This is a genomic window from Mesorhizobium sp. ES1-1 (assembly GCF_020164785.1).
Classification (GTDB): Bacteria; Pseudomonadota; Alphaproteobacteria; order Rhizobiales; family Rhizobiaceae; genus Mesorhizobium.
On record NZ_JAIUGX010000012.1, the window covers coordinates 22931 to 45257 of the forward strand.

Here is a 22327-nt window from a genome sequence, read left to right on the forward strand (position 1 = left end):
TCCACCGATTATTGCTCCCTTGAGGCGGAGCCTTCGACCCCCGCGATCAGATGCGCCTTCAGTGCCATCTGGGCGAGGCTTGCCTGCCGATCACGGTGGGTGATCATGGCGAAGTCGCGTTTGGGCAAGTCGAGCGGCACCGTCCGGAGGCTGCCTTCGGCGACGGCCCGCGCCACGACGAGTTGCGAGATGATGGTTGCGCCGGCGCCCGCTTCGACAGCCTGGCGAATGGCCTCATTGCTTGGCAGGACCAGGAAGATCTGCAGGTCGGCGAGAGAAATGCCATCCCGGCGCGCCAGGTCTTCCAGCACCTCACGCGTGCCAGACCCGCCCTCGCGGATGATCCAGCGCAAGTTCTTTATATCAGGCCGGCCGGTCGCGACTTCGGCGATAGCGGGATGGGAGTTGGCGACGACCAGCATCAGCGCGTCGGTGTCAACCTTGGCGCGCCGCAATATGTCGGACTCGGTGCGTCCCTCGACCAGGCCGAGATCCGCCGCGCCATCGAGCACATTGGCCTCGACCTGCCTGGTGTTGCCGATACTGACGCTCAGCCTGACAGCGGGATAGGCTTCGTGAAAGGATGCCAGCCGGCGCGGCAACCAATAGCTTGCGATGGTCTGGCTGGCGGCAATCGATAGGCTACCGGTGACCGTCTGCGAAACATGTTCAAGCACGTTGCGCGCGGCGGCGGCACGCTCGAGCACGGCCTTCGCCTCGGGCAGGAACCGGTGACCCGTCTGGGCAAGTTCGATGTTGCGGCCAACGCGGTTGAACAGATGGACGCCGTGCTGTTCCTCAAGCGCGCGGATGGCAGCCGACGCCGCCGACTGGGAGATGCCCAGCAACGCGGCCGCCTTGGTCATGTGGCCGCGCTCGGCGACGGCGACGAAGATGCGCAACTGGTCCAGCGTCATACGCCCATTAAGAACCAATATGGATCGAATTTACAAGAACAACTGATTAGACAGATCGATAGGTTTATTCTACGTTTTTAGGTGAAGTTGGAAAAAACTCGCGATCGTGGTGCAGCGAACTAGATGATCAGGCGGTTGAGATCCCTGTTGGCCCGTTGGATTGGCGGCATCCAGCGGTTTTTTCCCGGTGATCGCTATCACCCGGAAGCGCATTACATGCGCGGGCCGGGGCCAAGGACGCGAGCCCGATCCGCAGGTTGCGCCGACAGCTCGGGATCATGATGAAGGGATCGCCGCGCGGCGCGAATTCGGCACCGTCGCAACGTCCGCTTGCCGACACAACCGCGCCTGATGAGGGCGACGGCGTCAACACCTCGCCCAGCATTTCCGACAGCATCGCCAAGACCACCTGCTACATGTGCGCCTGCCGTTGCGGCATCGACGTGCACATCAAGGATGGCAAGGTCCGCTACATCAACGGCAACAAGGACCACCCGGTCAATCGCGGCGTAATATGCGGCAAGGGCAGTTCGGGCATCATGCAGCACTACAGCCCGGCCCGGCTGAAGAAGCCTCTTTTGCGAACCGGCCCGCGCGGCTCCGGCGAATTCCGCGAGATCGAGTGGGAGGAAGCGCTCTCCATCGCAACGGATCGGCTTTCCGGCATCCGCAGGACGGAGCCCAAAAAGCTCGCCTTCTTCACCGGTCGGGACCAATCGCAGTCGCTAACCGGCTGGTGGGCCAACCAGTTCGGCACGCCTAACTTCGCCGCCCATGGCGGCTTCTGCTCGGTCAACATGGCGGCGGGCGGGCTCTACTCGATCGGCGGCTCGTTCTGGGAATTCGGCGAGCCCGACTGGGAAAACACAAGGTACTTTATGCTGTTCGGCGTTGCCGAAGACCACGATTCCAATCCGATCAAGATCGGTTTGGGTAAGCTCAAGGCGCGCGGCGCCAAGGTGGTGTCGGTCAATCCGTGCCGGACAGGCTATAATGCAATTGCCGATGACTGGATCGGGATCCGCCCAGGTACCGATGGCCTGTTCGTCTTCGCGCTCATCCACGAGTTGCTGAAGGCCGGCCGCGTCGATCTCGACTATTTGCTGCGCTATACCAACGCCCATCTCCTCGTCCTGCAGGAGCCTGGAGCCGCCGATGACGGGCTGTTCGTGCGCGACGCCGACGGCAACCCACTGGCATGGGACAGGGTACTGAAGACCTCCGTAGACGCAGCGAACCCGGAAGCAAAACCGGCGCTGACGGGGAGCTTCGAGATTGATGGCCGTGGCTGTACGCCGGTGTTCCAGCTGATCGCCGACCGCTACCTCGATGCCAGCTATGCGCCAGATGCGGTGGCGGAGCGTTGCGGCATCAGCGCCGATACGATCCGCCGGATCGCCGCCGAACTCGCCCATGTCGCCTTCGAACAGACGATCGAGTTGCCGGTGCCGTGGACCGACTGGGCCGGGCGTCGGCACGAGACGATCAAGGGCCGGCCGGTTTCAATGCATGCCATGCGCGGCATCTCCGCTCATTCGAACGGCTTTCACACCTGCCGCGCCATTCATCTGCTCCAGGTGCTGCTCGGCACCGTGGATGTTCCCGGCGGCTTTCGTTTCAAGCCGCCCTATCCCCGGTCGGCGCCGCCGGGGCCCAAGCCCGCCGGCAAGAGCGTCAAGCCGATGACGCCGCTGGGCGGCATGCCGCTCGGCTTCGTTTGCGGGCCGGACGATCTGCTCGTCGACGAAGCCGGTACGGCGCTTCGCATCGACAAGGCCTATTCCTGGGACGCGCCGCTGGCGGCGCACGGCCTGATGCACACCGTTATCCGCAATGCCTGGGCCGCCGATCCTTATCCCATCGATACGCTGATGATGTACATGTCGAACATGGCATGGAATTCCTCGATGAATACCGTCGAGACGATCGCGATGCTGACCGACCGGGACGAGGCCGGCAACTACAAGATCCCGTTCATCATCTATTCGGACGCCTATTATTCCGAGACCGTGCCGTTCGCCGATCTCGTGCTGCCGGACACCACTTATCTCGAGCGCCATGACTGCATCAGCCTGCTCGACCGGCCGATAAGCCATGCGGACGGTCCAGGCGACGCCATTCGCCACCCCGTCGTCAAACCAGATCGCGATGTGCGGCCGTTCCAGTCTGTGCTGATCGAGCTTGGCGCGCGCCTCGGCCTGCCCGGCTTCGCCAATGAGGACGGCTCGGCTAAATATGCCGATTACGCCGATTACATCGTCAACCATGAGCGCACGCCCGGCATCGGCCCCCTCGCCGGCTGGCGCGGCAAGGACGGTGCCTCGATCGGCAAGGGAGAGCCCAATCCGGACCAGTTGCAGCGCTATATCGACAATGGCGGCTTCTGGCATCACGACTTCGCCCCTGACCAACGCTACTACAAGATGGCCAACCGCTCCTATCTCGACCTTGCGGTGCAGATGGGCTTCATCCCGAAGGCGGAGCCGATCGTCTTCCAGCTCTATTCCGAGCCCTTGCAGCGCTTCCGGCTGGCCGCTCGCGGCCATGGCAGCGTGGTGCCGCCGAACAGCGAGCGCCAGCGCATCGAAACTTACATGGATCCGCTGCCGTTCTGGTACGTGCCGTTCGAGGAAGCGGCCGTAGACCTTGAAAAATATCCGCTGCACGCGCTGACACAACGGCCGATGCACATGTACCATTCCTGGGGTTCGCAGAACGCGTGGCTGCGGCAGATCACCAGCCAGAACCGGCTGTTCGTGCATCATCGAACCGGCGCCCGTCTCGGCCTCGCCGATGACGACTGGGTTTGGATCGAGAGCATCAACGGCAGGGTGAAGGGGCAGATCAAGCTCGTCGACGGGGTGAACGAAAGCACGGTGTGGACCTGGAATGCGATCGGCAAGAGGCGCGGCAGCTGGGGACTGAAGGATGACGCAGCCGAGAGCAACCGCGGCTTCCTGCTCAACCATATCATCGGCGACCAGACCAAGGCGGACACGCACGGTAGGCGCTATTCGAACTCCGATCCTGTGACTGGCCAGGCGGCATGGTTCGACCTGCGAGTGCGCATCGTTAAATGCGCGGCCGAAGAAGCCGGTTTCACGGAGCCGCAATTCGAGCGCTTCCATGAACCGCCGCAACACCAACCCGCGCCCGAAATCCTTCGCTTCGGCGCGGAATTCGGCTCGAACCGGGAAGCCGCCGAATGACCTGCCTCCCCGCCCACACAAACAAGAAGCTCGGCCTGGTCATCGACCTCGACACCTGCGTCGGCTGCCAGGCCTGCGTCACCGCCTGCAAGGAATGGAATACCGGCGGCCACATGGCGCCGCTGACCGACATCGATCCGTATGGCGGCCATGTCGATGGCGTCTGGTTCAACCGTGTGCACTCTTACGAGCACATTACCGAAATGGGGGGGCGCACGGTAAATTTCCCGCGCTCGTGCCTGCACTGCGAAACGCCGGCCTGCGTCACCGTCTGCCCGACCGGCGCCTCCTACAAGCGCGCCTCGGACGGCATCGTGCTGATCGACGAGGACAAGTGCATCGGCTGCAAATTGTGCAGCTGGGCCTGCCCCTATGGGGCGCGCGAATTCGACACCGATGTCGGTGTGATGAAGAAGTGCACGCTCTGCGTGGACCGCATCTACAATGACAATCTGGCCGAGGAAGACCGTGTGCCGGCCTGCGTCGCCGCCTGCCCGACCAGCGCGCGGCATTTCGGCGATCTAGGTGACCCACTGTCCGCAGTCTCGCAACTGGTGGCGGAGCGTGGCGGCGTCGATCTGATGCCGGAGCTTGGCTATCGCCCGACCAACAAATATCTGCCGCCTCGCGCCCACACGCAGCGCGCCGCGTCGGTGCCCGCGACGGCACTGGAGCCGGTGCGGGCCGAGGGCGGCTTCCTCGGTTGGGTCGACCGCATGCTCTCGAACTGACATCCATGCATCCTGCCTTCTCCGTCGTCTTCTTCACCACCGCCACCGGCGCCGGCTACGGCCTGCTGGCGCTGCTCGGTTTACTGGGCGGGTTCCAGGTCATCCCACCAGACTTCTGGCTGGGATTAATCGGCCTGGGGCTGGCTCTCGGGCTAATCGCGGCCGGACTGCTGTCCTCGACCGGTCACCTCGGCCGGCCGGAACGCGCCTGGCGGGCATTCTCGCAATGGCGCAGTTCGTGGTTGTCGCGCGAAGGAGTGTCGTCGGTCATCACTTTCATCCCCGCCGGGCTCTTCGGCATCGGCTGGGTGTTGTTCGGCCGCATGGACGGCTGGATCGCCGTGACCGGTTTTCTGGCAGCTGTCGGCGCGGTGATCACCGTCTGCACCACCGGCATGATCTATGCCTCGCTGAAACCGATCGCGCAGTGGCACAGCCGCTACACCCTGCCCGGCTACCTCATCTTTTCGGCAATGACCGGCAGCGTGCTGTTGAACGCGTTGCTGCAAGGTTTTGCGCTTGGCTCCAAGTTGCTCGTGGCGGCGGCCGTGCTGGTCACGGGGCTCGGCTGGGGCTGGAAGCTCGCCACCTGGCGCCACAATGACCATCTCGAAATGCCTGCCACGGCCAACAGCGCGACCGGACTTGCCGGCGGCACCGTGCGGACCCTCGAATGGCCCCACACCGAAGAAAACTACCTGCTCAAGGAAATGGGCTTCCGCATCGCGCGCAAGCACAGAGTGCGGCTGCGCCAGATCACGCAATTGCTGGCCTTCGGCCTGCCGGTCTTGTTGCTGATCGCGGCTTTCGCGTTGCCTTGGCCGTTCGCAGCCGTGCTGTCAGCGCTCGCCGCCGTCGCCCAGTTCGCCGGCATGTTGGTCGAGCGCTGGCTGTTCTTCGCCGTAGCGAAGCACACCGTCATGCTTTATTACGGCAGATAGGTATTTCAGCCGGGTCGCAGCATCGAACCCGAGATCGCGAACACGCGCTGGGTGCCCATCATATATGCCATCAGCGATTCCAGCCGAAACAATCCGGCATAGGCGCGATCGAGCACGTTGAGCGAGCCGGTATAGGCTCCGAAGGCAGGCATGATCATGCGGCCGCCATCGCCGGCGAAGCAGCGCCGCCGCACCGAGCGGCCTTGCTGCACGATGCGGGCACAGGGGTGCAGGTGGCCCGAAATTTCCCCCTCGACGCGCACCTTGGACGGCTCGTGCCGGAACACCAGCGAGCCAATGGCCAGCTCGCGCACCGTCTCGCCCGGCAGGCCGGCCGGCGCTTCCGGATCGTGGTTGCCGGCGACCCAGAACCAGTCGCGACCGGCCATCAACGCTTCCAGCCTTTCGCGGAAACTTGCGTGCATGCGCCCGGCGCCGCCGCCGTCGTGAAAACTGTCGCCGAGACTGATGACGATCGCCGGCTGGTAATCAGCGATCACCTCCTGCAATCGGATGAGGGTCGCACCCGTATCGTAAGGGGGGATCAGCGATCCGCGCCTTGCCAGCGACGAGCCTTTCTCCAAATGCAGATCGGAAACGGCCAGCAGCCGCAGCCCTGGAAAATAAAGGACCCCGCGCGGATCGCAAACCGCGCGCTCGCCCGCGATGCCGATCGCATCGGCCTCGGCGATCCGCGATGCGCGCGCCAGCGAAAAACTCATTCCTCGATTCCCGGACCCATGGCTTCCTCGACCAGAGTGGCCGCATCCATCAACAGCGTTTCGTCGGCTTCGCCATTCACCGGCATCTTGCCGATCTCGAGCATGATCGGCACGGCTAGGGGCGAAATCTGTTCGAGGTGCTTATGCATGATTCGACCCTGGATGCGCGAGAGCATGTCGGCAAGTCTACTGACATCGAGCAGGCCGGTCGCCGCATCGGCGCGCGTCGCCTGCAGCAGGATGTGGTCGGGTTCGTGGCTGCGCAGGACGTCGTAGACGAGGTCAGTCGAGACCGTCACCTGCCGGCCGCTCTTCTCCTGGCCGGGATGCCGTTTCTCGATCAGCCCCGATATCAGCGCGCAGTTGCGGAACGTGCGCTTGAGTAGCCAACTGTCGGCCAGCCAGGCTTCGAGATCGTCGCCGAGCATGTCTTGGTCAAACAGCGAACCCAGCGACGGTTTCCTTGCCTTGAACATCGCCCCCATGTCGGCAAGCGACCAGATGGCCAGCGCATAGTCGGTGGCGACAAAGCCGAGCGGCTTTGCGCCCGTCCTGTCGAGCCGGCGGGTCAGCAACATGCCCAACGTCTGGTGCGCCGCCCTGCCCTCGAAGGGATAGGCCACCAGATAGTGGCGATTGCCGCGCGGAAAGGTCTCGATCAGCAGATCACCGCGCTTGGGCAGGACCGACTTGTCGGCTTGGAACCGCAGCCAGTCCGCCACCTGTTCCGGCAGTTGGTTCCATCGCCGCTGATCGTCGAGCATGATGCGGACCTGTTCGGCGAGGTAGGTCGACAACGGAAATTTGCCGCCGCCATAATAGGGCACCTTGGCCTCGCTTCCCGGCGCATTGGAGACGAAGCATTCATTTTCGCGGATGCCTTCGAAACGCAGCACCTTGCCGGCGAACATGAACGTGTCGCCATACGTCAGCGTCTCGAGGAAAGCCTCTTCGATCTTGCCCAGGGGGCGGCCTCCGCGTGAAGCGGCGCCCCTGCTGCCCGCCTGCACGTAGCGCACGTTGAGTGCAGGCACCTCGATGATGGTGCCGACATTCAACCTGTATTGCTGGGCGACACGCGGATTGGAGACGCGCCACAATCCATCCTTGTTCAGGCGGATGCGGGCGTAACGTTCATAGTTCTTCAGCGCATAGCCACCGGTCGCTACGAAATCGATGACGCGGTCGAAAGTCGTCCGGTCGAGACTTGCGTAAGGCGCCGCCGTGCGTACCTCTTCGAACAAATCATCGGCTCGAAACGGTGCACCGCAAGCGCAGCCCAGCACATGCTGAGCCAGCACGTCGAGCCCGCCATCGACCAGGGGCGGCGTGTCCTGCGCGCCAAGATAATTGGCGTCCAGCGCCGCCCTGCATTCCAAGACCTCGAAACGGTTGGCGGGGATCAGAATTGCCTTGGATGGCTCGTCCATTCGGTGGTTGGCGCGGCCGATGCGCTGCGCAAGCCGACTGGCGCCCTTCGGCGCGCCGACATGCACGACGAGGTCGACGTCGCCCCAGTCGATGCCGAGGTCGAGCGTCGAAGTGGCGACGATGGCGCGCAGCGCGTTTTCCCCCATCGCCTTCTCCACCCGCCGGCGCTGGGCAACGTCCAGGGAGCCGTGATGGAGAGCGATCGGCAAGGTGTCCTCGTTGACACGCCATAGCTCCTGGAACAGCAATTCCGCCTGGCTGCGGGTGTTGACGAACAGCAGGGTGGTCTTGTGGCGCTTGATCTCGCGGTAGATTTCCGGCGTGGCGTAGCGCGCCGAATGTCCTGCCCACGGCACGCGCTCTTCGGAATCGAGAATGGAGATTTCGGGTTTTGCACCGCCCGTCACGACGATCAGTTCCGACATTCCGCCCGGTGGATTCTGGCCGACCAGCCAGCGCCGCAACTCGTCGGGCTCTGCCACAGTCGCCGACAGGCCGATCGTCTGCAGGCCCGGGACATAGGTCCGCAGCCGCGCCAGGCCGAGCGCCAGAAGATGGCCGCGCTTCGACGTCACCAGCGAATGCAGTTCATCGAGCACCACAAAGCGCAGATCCTGGAAGAAGCGTTTTGCATCGCCTGCCGCGATCAGCAGCGCCAGTTGCTCGGGCGTGGTGAGCAGGATGTCGGGCGGCACAAGCTTCTGGCGCTGGCGCTTGTGCGCCGGCGTGTCGCCCGTTCGCGTCTCGATGGTGACAGGCAGGCCGATCTCCTCGACGGGCTTGCCCAGATTGCGTTCGATGTCGACGGCCAGAGCCTTCAGCGGCGAAATGTAAAGCGTATGGATACCGCGCCGCGCCTGTCCCGGCTTTCGTTTCGGCCGATCGGCCAGTTCGGTCAATGACGGCATGAATCCGGCGAGCGTCTTGCCCGCCCCGGTTGGCGCGATCAGCAGCACAGACTGTCCACCTTGAGCCTTTGCCAGGAGCTCAAGCTGATGGGCGCGCGGCGACCAGCCCTTCTCGCCAAACCATCTGAGGAATGGTTCGGGCAGGATCACGGTGGCATTCTGGTCGGGAAGGCGCGGCTGCTCTGTCACCCGCAAGAGGTAGCGCGGCGAAAGACAATCGCCAAGGAGAATCGGAACAAAAGGGGATCGGAACGTCGGTCGCCCCGTTGCGGGTCATCAGGGTCGGCGAAATCCCGTTGGACCGCCGTAGAGATAGCCGATCCGTGCGATCGCATCCTCCAACCCTTCGCGCGATACCAGCATGGTATGGCCATTGGCGTGGATCATCGTCTCGCTATCGGTCATGATGGCGACATGGCCCTTCCAGAATACCAGATCGCCTCGCCGGAGCCCGGCATGGTGCGGCCCTGGATCGAGCGGCTCGCCGAGGGTCGCCGCCTGCATGTCGGAATCGCGCAGCACGTCCCTTCCGGCCATGCGCATCGACAATTGCACGAGGCCCGAACAGTCGATGCCGAAGCCGGAAACCCCACCCCACAGATAGGGCGTGCCAATGAACATCTCAGCCATCGAGACGTAGTCGTCGGGCAAATCAGCAAGCGGCCGCAGGTGACCAGCTATGACCGCCTCTCCGGACTGCAGGATGGCATAGTGCGTGCCGCGCGTTTCGGCGGAGTCCACCACTGTCACGGTCGATCCCATGGACAATTGCCCGCCGATCGGGAAGCGCAGGTCAGGCCCCGGATAGAGAAAGGTCCGGGGCACCGAAACGATATGGGTTGGTTCATGATCGCGCCCGCCCAGCGCGGTATCGGCGACATAGCCGACATAGCCATCGCGCTCTGCCTGAACCCAGGCCCAGCCTTCGGCGACTTCGAACACCAGCACGTCATCCCCGAACAGCAGTTGCGTGTTGACGCCGGCATCCGGGCGCGGCGCCTTGCGCATGTCGGCCACGGACGCGCCGATCCGCGCCGGCCTGCCGGAGACGAACCGGTCGGCGATAATTTCGCCCTTCAGCCTAACGTCGGCAAGATCGGAGCGGAAGGCGTGAAGGCGGGCATCCCTGGCGGTCAAATCGGCTCCGTCAAATGGCTAGTGGGTCAGGTCGGCAGTTCGCTGGCTCTGGCGATGATACCATCGCCGAAGCGCTCGACAAAGAGCGCGCCCTCGACGGTGCGCCGGATCAGCACATTGCGCTTGTCGAGTTCATCGCGGTGGCGCGACACCAGTTTCAACGCGCCCATCGTGTCGAGGGCCCGGGTGATCACCGGCTTGGTGACGTTGAGGCGGGCAGCGAGCCCGCGCACCGTATGCGGCGGCGCGTCGAGATAGATGGTGAACAGGATCGCCGTCTGGCGCATGGTCAGATCGGGTTCGTTATTGCGCACCTGCGACAGCATCACCTGCTGCCACAGTCGCAAGGCCTGGCTTGGGCGCATAGCAATCGGCATCACGCCAGTATGACGGCAAATTGTTTCGGTTCCGTTTCAGTCTCGGCGATCTGGATTCTGCGCGTTATCAGCCGAAGCGCGTCGAGATGATCCGTTCCAGTGCCCGGATGCCCTGCGCTTCGCCGCCGGCGGGAGCGTGCGGACGGTCCAACGGATTCCACGCGAAGATGTCGAAATGCGCCCAGCTCACGGTCCTTTCGACAAAGCGTTTGAGAAACAAAGCCGCCGTGATCGACCCCGCGAAGCCGTCGGTAGTGACATTGTTGATGTCGGCGATCCTCGACGACAGTTTGGCGTCATACGGCCGCCATAGCGGCATGCGCCAAAGCGGATCCCCGACCGCCAGCGATGCCGCCGCCAGGTCCGAAGCCAGCCCATCGTCGCCTGTGTAAAATGGCGGCAGGTCGGGGCCGAGGGCGACGCGCGCGGCGCCGGTCAGCGTCGCCATATCAACAAGAAGCTGCGGCTCCTCGGCGTCGGCCAGAGCCAAGGCGTCGGCGAGAACCAGCCTTCCTTCAGCATCCGTGTTGCCGATCTCCACAGTGATCCCTTTGCGGCTTGTCAGCACGTCACCGGGGCGGAATGCGTTGCCTGCAATAGAGTTCTCGACGGCGGGAATGAGCACGCGCAACCGCACGTTCAGCCCCGACGCCATGATTATGGAGGCCAGGCCAAGGACATTGGCCGCCCCGCCCATGTCCTTCTTCATCAACAGCATGCCGGACGACGGTTTGATGTCGAGGCCTCCCGTGTCGAAGCAGACGCCCTTGCCGACCAAGGTCACCTTAGGGGCGCCTTCCTGCCCCCAACTCATGTCGATCAGGCGCGGCGCCTGCGCCGACGCACGGCCGACAGCGTGGATCATGGGGAAGTTCTGTGTGAGCAGTTCGTCGCCCGTGATGACGGAGATTTCGGCTCGATGAGGCCCGGCCAAGCGCCACACCGCTTGTTCGAGGTCGTCCGGCCCCATGTCGTTGGTCGGCGTGTTGACCAGGTCGCGCGTCAGGCAGACACCCTCGATGATGCGGCCAACGCGTTTTGCGTCAACGCCGGACGGCAATTCGAAGCGCAGGGCCTTGCCCGGCTTCTTGCCATAGCGGGAAAAAACATAGCCGCCGAGGCCCAAGGCGATGGCCGCCAGTTCAGGTTCGTCCGGCGCGGAGGCGAAAAACCATTCGCCCTCCGGCAGGGATTTCGCCAGCGTGCCGATGGCCAGGGCCTCCTCGTCTTCGCGGTCGCCAACACCGAACAACGCGCCGCCGAGCCCGCCGCTCTCCGCGGGTATGATCAGTGTCCTGCCCGTCTCGCCGGAGAAGCCGTTGGCGCCCGCCCATGCCAGGGCAGCGGCCGGTAGACCCAGCGTGCCAAGGCCATTTTTCGCCACCAGGTAAATTGGCAGGGCGGCGTTCGATTTTTCCTTGACGAGTTCGACGGACATTTGGCGATCTCCAATTCGCGCACTGCGCCGCGGCAGTGGCCATTGCGGCACGGCAGGCACGCTTAGTTACAGCAATGCTTCCACGATGGCACCTATTCACAAGACCTCTCAGGCCTTGCGGCGACTCCGGGCGGGATGTCCTAGATCCGGCTTATTCGGCAGGCGCACTCGCTTAACAATTTTAACGATCCGTTAGGGTTAACAGAATATTTCTGCGGGAGGAAAGATGGCCACGCAATGGTCACGCGCATGAATGGAGGCCTAGGTACTTATGGCGACCAACCGCACGATCGACGCCAGGGGAAAACGGCTCGTCACCACCGCCTTCATGCTGGCACTCGCCGCAAGCGTCGCCGGTTGCGGAACCAGCAAAATGACCACCGGCTCCATCGGACGCACCAGCGGCAAGCCGCTTGAAACGATGTCGGCGGGCGAATTGCACAACGCCACCGCCACACTTGGCCAGTCCTACTCCAAGAACCCCAACGACAAGCGGATCGCGACAAACTACGCGGCCGCGCTGCAGATGGATGGCGACGCCGACCAGTCACTTGCCGTGATGCGCAAGCTGGCGATCGCGTTGCCAAAGGACCGCGACGTGCTCGCGTCCTATGGCAAGGCCTTGGCCGCCAACGGCCAGTTCGATGCCGCCCTCGACGCCGTGCGCCGCGCGCAGACGCCGGAATATCCGGACTGGCGATTGGTCTCGGCCGAAGCGGCAATCCTCGACCAACTCGGCCAGAAGGACGATGCGCGGCAGCTCTACCGCAAGGCGCTCGAACTCAAGCCAAATGAGCCCTCGGTGCTTTCCAATCTCGGCATGTCCTATGTGCTGGAGGGCGACTTGCGCACTGCAGAAACCTATATGCGTTCGGCCGCGCAACAACCGAACGCGGACAGCCGGGTGCGCCAGAACCTGGCCCTGGTGGTCGGGCTGCAAGGCCGTTTCGACGAAGCCGAGAAAATCGCCTCGCAGGAACTTTCCCCCGAACAGGCTCAAGCCAACGTTACCTATCTGCGCCAAATGCTCGCCCAGCAGAATGCCTGGAGCCAGCTCAAGGATCAGGACAAGCCGAAGTCCGCAACGAACTGACGCTGGCGTCAACGAAGAAGGGCCGTGCTGGCAACAGCGCGGCCCTTCTTCGTTGATGCGAGATTCGCCGCGCCGTTACTGGCTGTTCGAAGACGCTCCGCCATTGGCGCCAAAGATGCCGCCACGCTGGCTGACCTGGATGCCGGCGGGTCCAAGGATGATGGCGAATAGGACTGGCAGGAAGAACAGGATCATCGGCACAGTCAGCTTGGGCGGCAAGGCGGCGGCCTTCTTTTCGGCGATATTCATGCGCATGTCGCGGCTCTCGGCGGCGAGCACGCGCAACGCGTGCGCAACCGGCGTGCCGTAGCGCTCGGCCTGGACGAGAGCCTGCGTTACCGATTTGACCGATTCCAGGCCGGTACGGAGCGCGAGGTTCTCATAGGCCTGCTTGCGCTCCTGAAGATAGGAAAGCTCGGCGTTGGTCAGAATGAATTCTTCCGCCAGCGCCACCGATTGCGCGCCGATTTCGTCGGCGACCTTGCGCAGCGCCGCTTCCACCGACATGCCCGATTCGACGCAGATCAGCATCAGGTCGAGGGCGTCCGGCCAGGCCTTCTGGATGGACTGTTTGCGCTTGGTGGCGCGGTTGTTGACGTACAAAACCGGTGCGTAGAAACCGGCATAGGCCACAACGATGCACACGAAGAACTTGATGGCCATCGGTCTGTCGGCCATCCCGCCGAGCACGAACAGATAGATCAGCGCCAGGCCGAAGCTGATGAACGGCAAGACCAGGCGGAAGAAGAGGAACCGCGTCAACGGATTCTGTCCCCGGAAGCCGGCGACCTTGAGCTTCTGCAATGTGCCTTCGTCGGCCAGCGCGCGGCGGAGATCCAGCCTTTCGACGATGTTGCGCATGCCGATCGACTGCTCCTCGCGCAGGCCCTTGCGACGACGATCCGCCTCGACGGCAAGCCTCGCGCGCTGCTTGGCGCGCAGTTCGTCACGTTCCAGCGCGACAGATTTCATGCGCGACTTGAGCTGGTTCCCGCTAAATGCCGGCAGCAGGGTGAACATTGTCGCGAACACGGCGATGCCAACAAGCAACGCGATCAGGAAGGTCGGATCGGTCAGCGACTTGATGACATTGTCGGTCATGGGTAGGTCCCGAATTCTCTAGACATCGAAGTTCATCATCTTGCGCATCACCATGATGCCGATCGACATCCAGACGGCGGAGCAACCAAGGACAAGATGTCCGACGCTGGTGGTAAACAGCGGCATGAGGTAGCTCGGGCTCGACAGATAGACGAGGAACGCAACGATGAAGGGCAGCGCGCCGATAATGGCCGCGGATGCCTTTGCCTCCATCGACAAGGCCTGCACCTTCGCCTTCATCTTCTTGCGATCGCGCAGCACGCGGGACAAATTGCCCAATGCTTCCGATAGATTGCCGCCGGCCTGGGCCTGGATCTGGATGACGATTCCGAAGAAGCTGGCCTCCGTACAGGGCATGGTTTCGGACATGCGCAAGGCCGCGTCGGGGATCGACAGTCCCATCTGTTGGGAATCCACGATGCGCCTGAATTCCGTCTTCACGGGCTCGGGAGATTCGTTAGCAATCAGCCGCACGGCGTCGTTCAGCGGCAGGCCGGACTTGACCGCGCGCACGATGATATCGAGGGCGTTCGGAAATTCGTTGAGAAATGCCTTGACCCTTCGGTTGCGTCTGAATGAGACGAACCAGCGCGGCAGCCCAAGGCCACCCGCCAGCAGCACGCCGGGCAACACGATCATTGGCGCGCCCACCACAAACGCCACGATTGTCAGAGCGAGACCACAAACGACGGAATAGATATAAAAGCGCTCGATGGTGACCACCATGCCCGCCTGACGCAGTTGCGCTTTCAGCGGAGGCTTCTTGACGAGCAAGTCTTTGGATTTCTGCTTGTCATCCAGTTCCTTCAGCGAATCCTGAACCGACTTTCGCCGCTTGGCCGCCTCGGCGACACGGTCGCGCGAGGCCTTGACGACGGACCGATCCGTCTCCGCGAACTTGATCGTTTCAAGCCGCTTGCCGACCTGTCTCTCGTTGCTCATGCGGGTGAACAGGAACGCATAGGCGACCGCGCCGGCGCTGAAGCCGGCGAGTACGACAAACGCCAATATGGTGCCGTCAATTCCAAACATTGGCCAGAACCCCCGCGCCGTCAGTCAGCGCGTTTCTCCATCGCCTCAAGCGCCACGGCAAGACGCTGCTCCTCGCCGTAGTACCGGGCCCGCTCCCAGAAATGGGGCCGACCGATGCCGGTCGACACATGCTCACCCATGAGCCTGCCATTCGCATCCTCGCCCTTGATGTTGTAGAGGACGATATCCTGCGTAATGATCACATCGCCCTCCATGCCGATCACCTCGGTGATGTGGGTGATGCGGCGTGACCCGTCGCGCAGACGCGCCGCCTGGATGATCACGTCGATGGATCCGACCACAATTTCGCGCACGGTCTTCTGCGGCAGGGAATAGCCCCCCATGGCGATCATGGACTCGATACGGTTCAGGCATTCGCGGGGACTGTTCGAGTGGATCGTGCCCATCGAGCCGTCGTGACCCGTGTTCATAGCCTGCAGAAGGTCGAAAACCTCGGGTCCGCGGACTTCGCCGACGATGATGCGCTCGGGCCGCATGCGCAGGCAGTTCTTGACCAGATCGCGCATCGTTATCTCGCCCTCTCCCTCAAGATTAGGCGGGCGGGTCTCGAGACGCACGACATGCGGTTGCTGCAGTTGCAACTCCGCGGAGTCCTCGCAGGTGATGACGCGCTCCTCGCGATCAATATAGTTAGTCAGGCAATTGAGAAGCGTCGTCTTGCCCGAGCCGGTGCCGCCCGAGATGACGATGTTGCAGCGAACACGGCTGATGATTTTGAGCACCTCGGCGCCCTGCGGCGAGATGGCGCCGAACTTGACCAGCTGGTCGAGCGTCAGCTTATCCTTCTTGAATTTTCGGATGGTGAGCGTGGCGCCATCGATGGAAAGCGGCGGCGCGATGACATTGACGCGTGAACCGTCGGGAAGGCGCGCGTCGCAGATCGGGCTCGATTCATCCACGCGACGGCCAACCTGGCTGACGATGCGCTGGCAGATGTTAAGGAGCTGCTGGTTGTCGCGAAAGCGGATGCCGGTCTGTTCGACCTTGCCATTGACTTCGATGTAGACGTTCTTGGAGCCGTTGACCATGATGTCGGCGATGTCGTCGCGTGCCAGCAACGGTTCGAGCGGCCCATAGCCAAGCACGTCGTTGCAGATATCATCGAGCAGTTCTTCCTGCTCGGCGATCGTCATCGCGAAATTCTTTATAGCGATGATATCGTTGACGATGTCGCGGATTTCCTCGCGCGCGCTGTCGGCATCGAGCTTGGCAAGCTGCGACAGATCGATCGTATCGATGAGCGCGGAGAAAACCTGGCTCTTGGTGTCGTAGTAACTTTCGCTTTTCTCACGCGTGCCCCGCTTGGGCTCGGGTGCCAATGGCGGCGCCTCGACCGTGCGGCGGGCCGGCGGTGCGACGGGCGAGCCCGACGCACTTCCGGCCTGTCTGGCAAGAACCGCCGTATCGGCGGTCGCCGCTGGTGCAACGGCGGCTGGTGTTGGCTGACGGAATTCCGGCGTGAACCGATTACCGTCGTCGCTGCCTCTTTTACCAAACATGATCGGTTACCGATTCCACAGCTGAAGGGTTACTTCTTGCCACGCGAGAGCTTGCCAAGCAGGTTGCCAAGCCCGGGCTTCTTCTTCGCTTTGATTTCGCTGCGCCCGGTTAGCACGTGCGCGATCTCGTTGATCATGGCGACAACCGGGTTCTTGGCATCCATTTCGCCGAGCATGCGCCCATTGTTGGCGGCATTGCCAAACAACAGCGGATCGAAACCGATGACCGACATGGGCGACAGGCCAAGCGGTTCAGCAAAATCGGATGGTGCGATCTCTGGACGCTTGGGGACGCCGGCCTGGTTGATGATCAGCTTGGGTGGCGGATCGTTGGGGCGAAGCCGCTTCAACATGTCGAGAAGGTTCTTGGTGTTGCGCAGATTGGCCAGTTCGGGGGTCGCCGTGATGACAATCTCATCCGCCTTGACCAAGGTGTTCTTTGCCCAGCCTGTCCAGATGTGGGGAATATCGAGCACAAGCAGCGGCACACTGCGCTGGGCGGTGTCGATGAGCTGGGTGAAAGCCTCCGGATCGAAATCGTAGACGCGGTCCAGGGTCGACGGTGCCGCCAGCAGCGACAAGTGCTCGGCGCACTGCGTCAGCAGCCGATCGAGATAGACCTCGTCGATGCGTTCCGGCGAGAACACGGCCTCGGCGATGCCTTGTGCCGGATCCTGGTCGAAATTGATGTTGGCCGTGCCGAATGCAAGATCGAGATCGGCGACGACCACTTCGGACTTGAACAGCGCGGACATCGCCCACGCCACATTGTGGGCCATCGTCGAGGAGCCGACCCCGCCCTTGGCTCCGATAAAGGCGATCGAACGGCCGAGCGGTTCGGCTTCCGGATCGACAAAGATCGACGACACCACGCTGATGATGTCGGCCATCGACACCGGTGCGATGACATATTCGGAAATACCGTTGCGGATGAGTTCGCGGTAGAGACCGACATCATTGTAATGGCCGATCACCACTACTTTGGAGCTCGGATCGCAATATTCCGACAGGTGCGCGAGTTGCTCAAGCAGTTGCTTCGGCTCGCTTCGCGATTCCAGCAGGATCAGATTGGGCGTCGGGGCCGTCTGGTAGAATTCGATCGCGGTCGGCACGCCACCCATATGCACTTTGAGATGCGCTTTCGACATGCGCCGATCCTCGCCGGCGCGTTCGACCGGATTGGCAACGCCCTCGGTCTCGCAGAATGCCTGGATCGAGATGCGCGGAATTGGCCGCAATGCGTGCATCGCAGCCAGGTCCTGCTGCGAGGCGTCGCTGCCGTCAACGGGGGCATCGTAGGCAAGGTTGCTCATGGTCATGCTCTTTCCCGTGACTTCTCTTCCTAAAGACGCGGCTTAGTACGTCACTTCCGAATTGCCGAGGAACTCGTCCGAGATGCCTCTCGAACGGTAGACATCGATCACCTCGCCGCGATTTTCCGCGTCAATGGTGGTTTGCTTGCGCGGACCGAGCAGATCGTTGGGATTGGCCATCTGCGCAGCCAGGTTGTTCTGATAGGAGCAGCCGAAATCGGCGTAGTGCTTGTTCTCAGAGGTATCGCCCAGGTCGGCGGGCCAACGTCCGCATTTGCCGGTTTGGGCCCGCACAGTGATGTAGGCGACGCGCACCGGCGAGGATATCTCGCTGGACGCCGCCTGATAGGATGTGACGACAATCCGGCCCCGCTTGATGCCGCTGGCGATGGCGAGCCTGGCAAAATCGCGCGCGGCGGCCGTCGCGGCGACCTCGTTGGCCGACCCGCTCGGAACCTGGATCGTCAGCGTGGGGGCGGCACTCCTGTCATATCCGTCCAGAAAGCCGAGCAGCGTATCCCGCTGCGAACGGGTCATGCCGCGGTCACCGGCGCCGACAGCCAGGTCGATCTTCTGGTTCTTTTCGGCGATCACGATCGGATGGTTGGTGCGATAGTCATCGGGGATGGCCCCTACAGTAATGCTATCGCGCTGGGCACAGCCGGCCAGTAGCGCGGCAACCGCAACGGCCAGCAGAGAGACAGCTTGCCGATGGATCCGCGAACGGCCGGACCGCATCGTGGCGATGGTCCTTGCCTTCAATACTGACTGAGACATGTCCGTTTCCCCGCTTACTTGTAGATGAAGCCGACAACGCCGTGGTAGCGGCCGTTGGGCTTGTTCGTCTGCATGGTGCCGTAGACCCGATTGACGCGGCCAAGGAACATTCCGGCGCCGTCGCTCGGGGCGTTGAAATTGTCGTCGGGCTTGGCAAGCTCGTTGCGCGCCACCGGCTTCACTAGATAGGGCGTGATGATGATGACGAGTTCGCTTTCGTTGCGCACGAAATCCTTGCTGCGGAACAGCGTTCCGAGCACAGGTATCTTGGTGAGACCAGGCAGTCCCGCAACGGCTTGGCGAATATCGTCGCGGACAAGTCCCGCAATCATCATCGAGCCACCCGACGGCAACTCGACGGTGGTGTCGGCAAGCCGTTTGCGGATAGACAATATCGACATCCCCTGCAGGCCCAGATTACTCTGGCCTCCAGCTTCCAACGTGCCTGAACCCTCGGTGGTTGGCTCCGAGACGGAGGTTCGCACCTTAAGACTGATCCGGCCTGCCGACAGAACCACGGGCTGAAATTCAAGGCCTATGCCATATTCGACTTTGTCAAAGGTGTATGTGGTGTTGCCTGTCTTGTTGTCGTCCGACACGTTGCCTGAGCGCCCGGAGACCAGATTGAACTCGCCACCGACCTTGAACGTTGCCTTTTCACCCGAAACAGCCGTGAGAGTCGGTTCGGCAAGCGTCTTCATGACGCCGCTCTGTTCCATGGCGTTGATGTAGGATTGAAGACCAGAAGTCGCGAACCCCAAGCCGGATGTCGATGAAAGGGGCTTGCCCAACCCGAAGCTGGGCGAACTCTGCGCGCCGTAGCTGATGCCGTTGCTGCCGCCGCTCCCTACCATGTTGACGCCGAGCTGCTTCATCACCGAGCGGCTGACCTCGGCGACAGTCACCTTGAGCGTTACCTGGTCGTCGCCAGTGATCTGGAGCAGGTTGACGATCCTGCTGGTGCGGCGTTCCTGATCGGGGTTGTTGATGTCGACACCGCTCTGGGTGGAACCGCCGGATGCCGTCTGTGAATATTGTCCCGTCGTCGCTTCACCGCCGGAGACGAAGATCGTGGCCAGATCGACCGCCCGCTTCGCGTCCAGCGGCGTGTCGACCATGCCGGTCAGGACGACGTTGTCGTTGAGCAGTTCGACCTTGACCTCGGAGGTTGGAATGAAGCGCTTGATATAGTCCTCGAGGCCGGCAACGTCTCGTTCGATGGCAAGGTCGAGGCTGACGATCTGTTCGCCATTCGGGCCGAAGACGAAGATGTTTGTTTCGCCGACCGCCTTTCCGAACAGATAGATGCGTCTCGCGGTGCGCGTCACCGCGTCCGCCACCGCCGGATTGGCGACAAGGATATCGTAGGCGTCGCTGGGCAGATCGATCACCACCGATTTGTTGAGCCCAAGCTTGACGCGCTGGGTGGCCGTCGAAGCCCTCACTTGCGCATTCTTTGCCTCGACGACGCCTTGCACGTTTGTTCCGACGAGCAGCAGGCCCAATGCCGCGGCCACAACCGCCGGCAGTCTACCATTTAGCCTCATTTCCTTGCCCCTACTTCGGAAACTTCGCCCGACTTGATCAGTCTCACCGTGCCGCCGCGGCCATTGCCGGAGACGAGATAGTCGGCCTGGTCCAGGTTCTTTTCCTGGGTGTCCGATATCGCCCGCAGCGACAGCGTCAGGCGATCGGCCATCTGTTGGGCAACCGTGATGATTTCGGCCTGCTGCGGCGTCAATTCCAGCGTGGCGGTCTGGCCGACTTTGGTTTTCTTGCCTTCCTCGTCTTCCTGGATGGTCTGGTCGATCGCCAGGACGCGGATGTTCTTGAGGATGGTTTCGGTGTTGAAGCCCGTGCCACCCGTGGTGGCGTCGGCCCTACGTGTCATGATGACGTCGACAAAATCGTTTGGCAGAATGAAGCCGCCGGCCGAGGTATCGGCGGATATGGCGGTGGCCACCGCCCGCATGCCGGAAGGGAGGATCGAGGACATGAAGGTCTGCCCTTCACCGATTAGCTTTGAGCGGCGCAGCGGCTCCCCGGTATACATCGCCATGCGGGCAACCGAGCCCTTCAGCTTCTCCAGGGCATCGGGCTCGGCGGCGCGGGTAATGAAATTGGCGTTGATCCCATCGGCCGGCCAGGATTGCCAGGCGATGTTGTTCTCCAGCGGCATGCCCATGGGGACGTCTCCCGACAGCACGAGGACGTCCTGAAGGGCAACCGCAGGCGCCTTGGGACCGGAATCAACGACGATCTGGGGTGGTGGTACCACCATCTTCTTGGCGACATAGCCGGCGCCACCCGCCGCGGCCACCGCCACGCTCAGAATAATCAATCGGGATGCTGGCATCTGTCCGAACCTCGCCCTTGGCAAACCACCTAGCCAGGCCGGACTTTGCAGCGGCAATCGTCAAAACAAGGTTAATGCAATGCTTACGATCGTGATTAATTTAAGGTTTACATAAATTGGGTGGACATCGCCGTGGACTACTCGATGTGCAGCATCTTGCCAGCGTTCAAGACGGCATAGCAACAGATCAACTAAGCGGCTTCGACCGAACTCAGCTTGCCAGTCTGGCAAGCGCCCAAACCATCAATGGGGAATCGGGGTAGGTCAGCAACCCGCCAAGGCCCAACGCTATGCCGTAGGGGACGCCGGCTTTCTGATCGGCGAGATGGCGAAGAAACGGGTTTCCGCTCGTGACGGTCGCAAGCGGCGATTTACGGTAGATAAGAATAGCAATGGTCAACAGGCCGCCGATGAACGTAGCGGCAACGAGATATTCTGCGAGGTGGATATTTAGCCCCATCCACACGGCAGTGGCGGCAAGCAGCTTGGCGTCGCCGCCACCCATGCCGCCCAAGGCGAACAGGCCGAATGTGCAGGCGAGGACGACGGCGCCGGCGGCGAAATGTCCGCCATATGTCGCCCATGGCATGCCGGTCAGCGGAGCAACCACCGCGAAAACGACAAGAAGCAACACCGGCACGCGATTGGCGATCGTCATCGACAGCATGTCGGAGATCGCCGCAAAAAGCATGCAGAATGGGAAAACCACAAAGATCAGGGCTTCAAGCATCGGCTCCGCGCCTATGTTCAAATTTACCAGCCCCGGACCATGGGCCGGCAGGATTAATTCTTGATGAGTCCAGGAAACGAAAAGCGCCTCCCAAAAGCAACAAGGGCCGCCGGCCGGCAGCCCTTGTTTACAAGACGATCGGCTAGTTCGATTAGTTGATCGAGGTCGAGATCGTGGTGAACTTGGCGTTCAGGGCATTGCCGAGAGCGGTGGCGCCGGTGATGATGGCGAGCGCGATCAGAGCAGCGATCAGGCCATATTCAATAGCGGTCGCGCCGGATTCGTCCTTCACAAAGCGTGCGATAAGGTTAGACATTTGAGAGCTCCTACTCCACGTGTTACAGCACTCCGTCAACTTCTGTGTTGGTTGATCGGATATCGCTAATCTAAGGAGAAGCTCTTTCGATCGGCTTAAGAAACAGCCTTACCGATTCCTTTCGCGAATCGAACATATTGCATGGTTAACTCGGGACTAAATTGCGGTGTGGCCGGCGTGTAACCGGGTATCTCCAACAACCCATGCGCTTACAAGTGAGAGCCGTCGGCGATGCCGTTTCAAGAAGGCCGGCTTAACCGTTGGTTCACCAATCCCGT

General features: G+C 62.1%; 19 protein-coding genes. 4 read left to right on the forward strand and 15 right to left on the reverse strand.

From position 1 onward, the window contains the following. Positions 1–8: 8 nt before the first annotated feature. Complete coding sequence (locus tag LB513_RS19945; protein ID WP_224665233.1) at positions 9–917, reverse strand: LysR family transcriptional regulator; 909 nt, start codon at positions 915–917, stop codon at positions 9–11. Positions 918–1195: 278 nt separating this feature from the next. Between LB513_RS19945 and LB513_RS19950 the strand changes: the two genes are divergently transcribed. From LB513_RS19950 to LB513_RS19960, 3 genes are read left to right on the forward strand one after another with little or no spacing between them, the layout of a single operon-like run. Next, positions 1196–4126: a molybdopterin oxidoreductase family protein gene (locus LB513_RS19950; RefSeq protein ID WP_411962727.1), complete on the forward strand. Its 2931-nt coding sequence runs from the start codon at positions 1196–1198 to the stop codon at positions 4124–4126. Continuing rightward, on the forward strand, positions 4123–4857 hold the full coding sequence (locus LB513_RS19955; protein WP_224665234.1) for a 4Fe-4S dicluster domain-containing protein: 735 nt from the start codon (positions 4123–4125) through the stop codon (positions 4855–4857). The genes LB513_RS19950 and LB513_RS19955 overlap by 4 nt, the downstream gene beginning before the upstream one ends. 5 nt (positions 4858–4862) lie before the next feature. After that, entirely contained in the window at positions 4863–5798 is a 936-nt protein-coding gene (locus tag LB513_RS19960; protein WP_224665235.1) for a dimethyl sulfoxide reductase anchor subunit family protein, read from the forward strand. 5 nt (positions 5799–5803) lie between these two features. On the opposite strand, the gene pdeM is transcribed toward LB513_RS19960, so the two are convergent. From pdeM to LB513_RS19985, 5 genes are all read right to left on the reverse strand, one after another. Beyond that, positions 5804–6520, reverse strand: a complete 717-nt coding sequence (pdeM, locus tag LB513_RS19965) for a ligase-associated DNA damage response endonuclease PdeM (RefSeq protein ID WP_224665236.1) — start codon at positions 6518–6520, stop codon at positions 5804–5806. Further along, the gene (locus tag LB513_RS19970; RefSeq protein ID WP_224665237.1) at positions 6517–9048 is read right to left on the reverse strand and encodes a ligase-associated DNA damage response DEXH box helicase; all 2532 of its coding nucleotides are present in this window, start codon (positions 9046–9048) and stop codon (positions 6517–6519) included. Before LB513_RS19970 ends, pdeM begins: the two co-directional genes overlap by 4 nt. Positions 9049–9135: 87 nt before the next feature. Further along, the gene (locus LB513_RS19975; protein ID WP_224665238.1) at positions 9136–9996 is read right to left on the reverse strand and encodes an NlpC/P60 family protein; all 861 of its coding nucleotides are present in this window, start codon (positions 9994–9996) and stop codon (positions 9136–9138) included. A gap of 26 nt (positions 9997–10022) precedes the next feature. Further along, positions 10023–10373: a MarR family winged helix-turn-helix transcriptional regulator gene (locus LB513_RS19980; protein ID WP_224665239.1), complete on the reverse strand. Its 351-nt coding sequence runs from the start codon at positions 10371–10373 to the stop codon at positions 10023–10025. Positions 10374–10440: 67 nt separating this feature from the next. After that, on the reverse strand, positions 10441–11811 hold the full coding sequence (locus LB513_RS19985) for a leucyl aminopeptidase family protein (RefSeq protein WP_224665240.1): 1371 nt from the start codon (positions 11809–11811) through the stop codon (positions 10441–10443). Positions 11812–12082: 271 nt separating this feature from the next. Between LB513_RS19985 and LB513_RS19990 the strand changes: the two genes are divergently transcribed. Then, positions 12083–12904: a tetratricopeptide repeat protein gene (locus LB513_RS19990; RefSeq protein ID WP_224665241.1), complete on the forward strand. Its 822-nt coding sequence runs from the start codon at positions 12083–12085 to the stop codon at positions 12902–12904. Between the two features lie 75 nt (positions 12905–12979). Here LB513_RS19990 and LB513_RS19995 read toward each other — a convergent pair whose 3' ends face one another. The 9 genes from LB513_RS19995 to LB513_RS20035 all read right to left on the reverse strand — a co-directional run bounded on the left by LB513_RS19995 (position 12980) and on the right by LB513_RS20035 (position 22049). Further along, positions 12980–14005, reverse strand: a complete 1026-nt coding sequence (locus tag LB513_RS19995) for a type II secretion system F family protein (RefSeq protein WP_224665242.1) — start codon at positions 14003–14005, stop codon at positions 12980–12982. A gap of 18 nt (positions 14006–14023) precedes the next feature. Beyond that, positions 14024–15037 carry a type II secretion system F family protein gene (locus LB513_RS20000; protein ID WP_224665243.1) on the reverse strand — a complete coding sequence of 338 codons (1014 nt, stop codon included), beginning with the start codon at positions 15035–15037 and terminating at the stop codon, positions 14024–14026. Positions 15038–15057: 20 nt separating this feature from the next. After that, on the reverse strand, positions 15058–16557 hold the full coding sequence (locus tag LB513_RS20005; RefSeq protein WP_224665244.1) for a CpaF family protein: 1500 nt from the start codon (positions 16555–16557) through the stop codon (positions 15058–15060). A 29-nt stretch (positions 16558–16586) separates the two neighbouring features. Then, a complete protein-coding gene (locus LB513_RS20010) occupies positions 16587–17876 on the reverse strand; it encodes a CpaE family protein (RefSeq protein ID WP_224665245.1) in 1290 nt (429 codons plus the stop codon). 36 nt (positions 17877–17912) lie between these two features. After that, positions 17913–18647 (reverse strand): CpaD family pilus assembly protein, encoded by a 735-nt coding sequence (locus tag LB513_RS20015; protein ID WP_224665246.1) that lies wholly within the window; start codon positions 18645–18647, stop codon positions 17913–17915. 14 nt (positions 18648–18661) lie between these two features. After that, positions 18662–20194 carry a type II and III secretion system protein family protein gene (locus LB513_RS20020; RefSeq protein ID WP_224665247.1) on the reverse strand — a complete coding sequence of 511 codons (1533 nt, stop codon included), beginning with the start codon at positions 20192–20194 and terminating at the stop codon, positions 18662–18664. Continuing rightward, the gene (gene cpaB, locus LB513_RS20025; protein WP_224665248.1) at positions 20191–21003 is read right to left on the reverse strand and encodes a Flp pilus assembly protein CpaB; all 813 of its coding nucleotides are present in this window, start codon (positions 21001–21003) and stop codon (positions 20191–20193) included. The genes LB513_RS20020 and cpaB overlap by 4 nt, the downstream gene beginning before the upstream one ends. Positions 21004–21214: 211 nt before the next feature. Further along, positions 21215–21733, reverse strand: coding sequence for a prepilin peptidase (locus tag LB513_RS20030; RefSeq protein ID WP_224665249.1), 519 nt, complete (start codon positions 21731–21733; stop codon positions 21215–21217). Positions 21734–21884: 151 nt separating this feature from the next. Further along, the gene (locus LB513_RS20035; protein ID WP_224665250.1) at positions 21885–22049 is read right to left on the reverse strand and encodes a Flp family type IVb pilin; all 165 of its coding nucleotides are present in this window, start codon (positions 22047–22049) and stop codon (positions 21885–21887) included. Positions 22050–22327 lie beyond the last annotated feature (278 nt).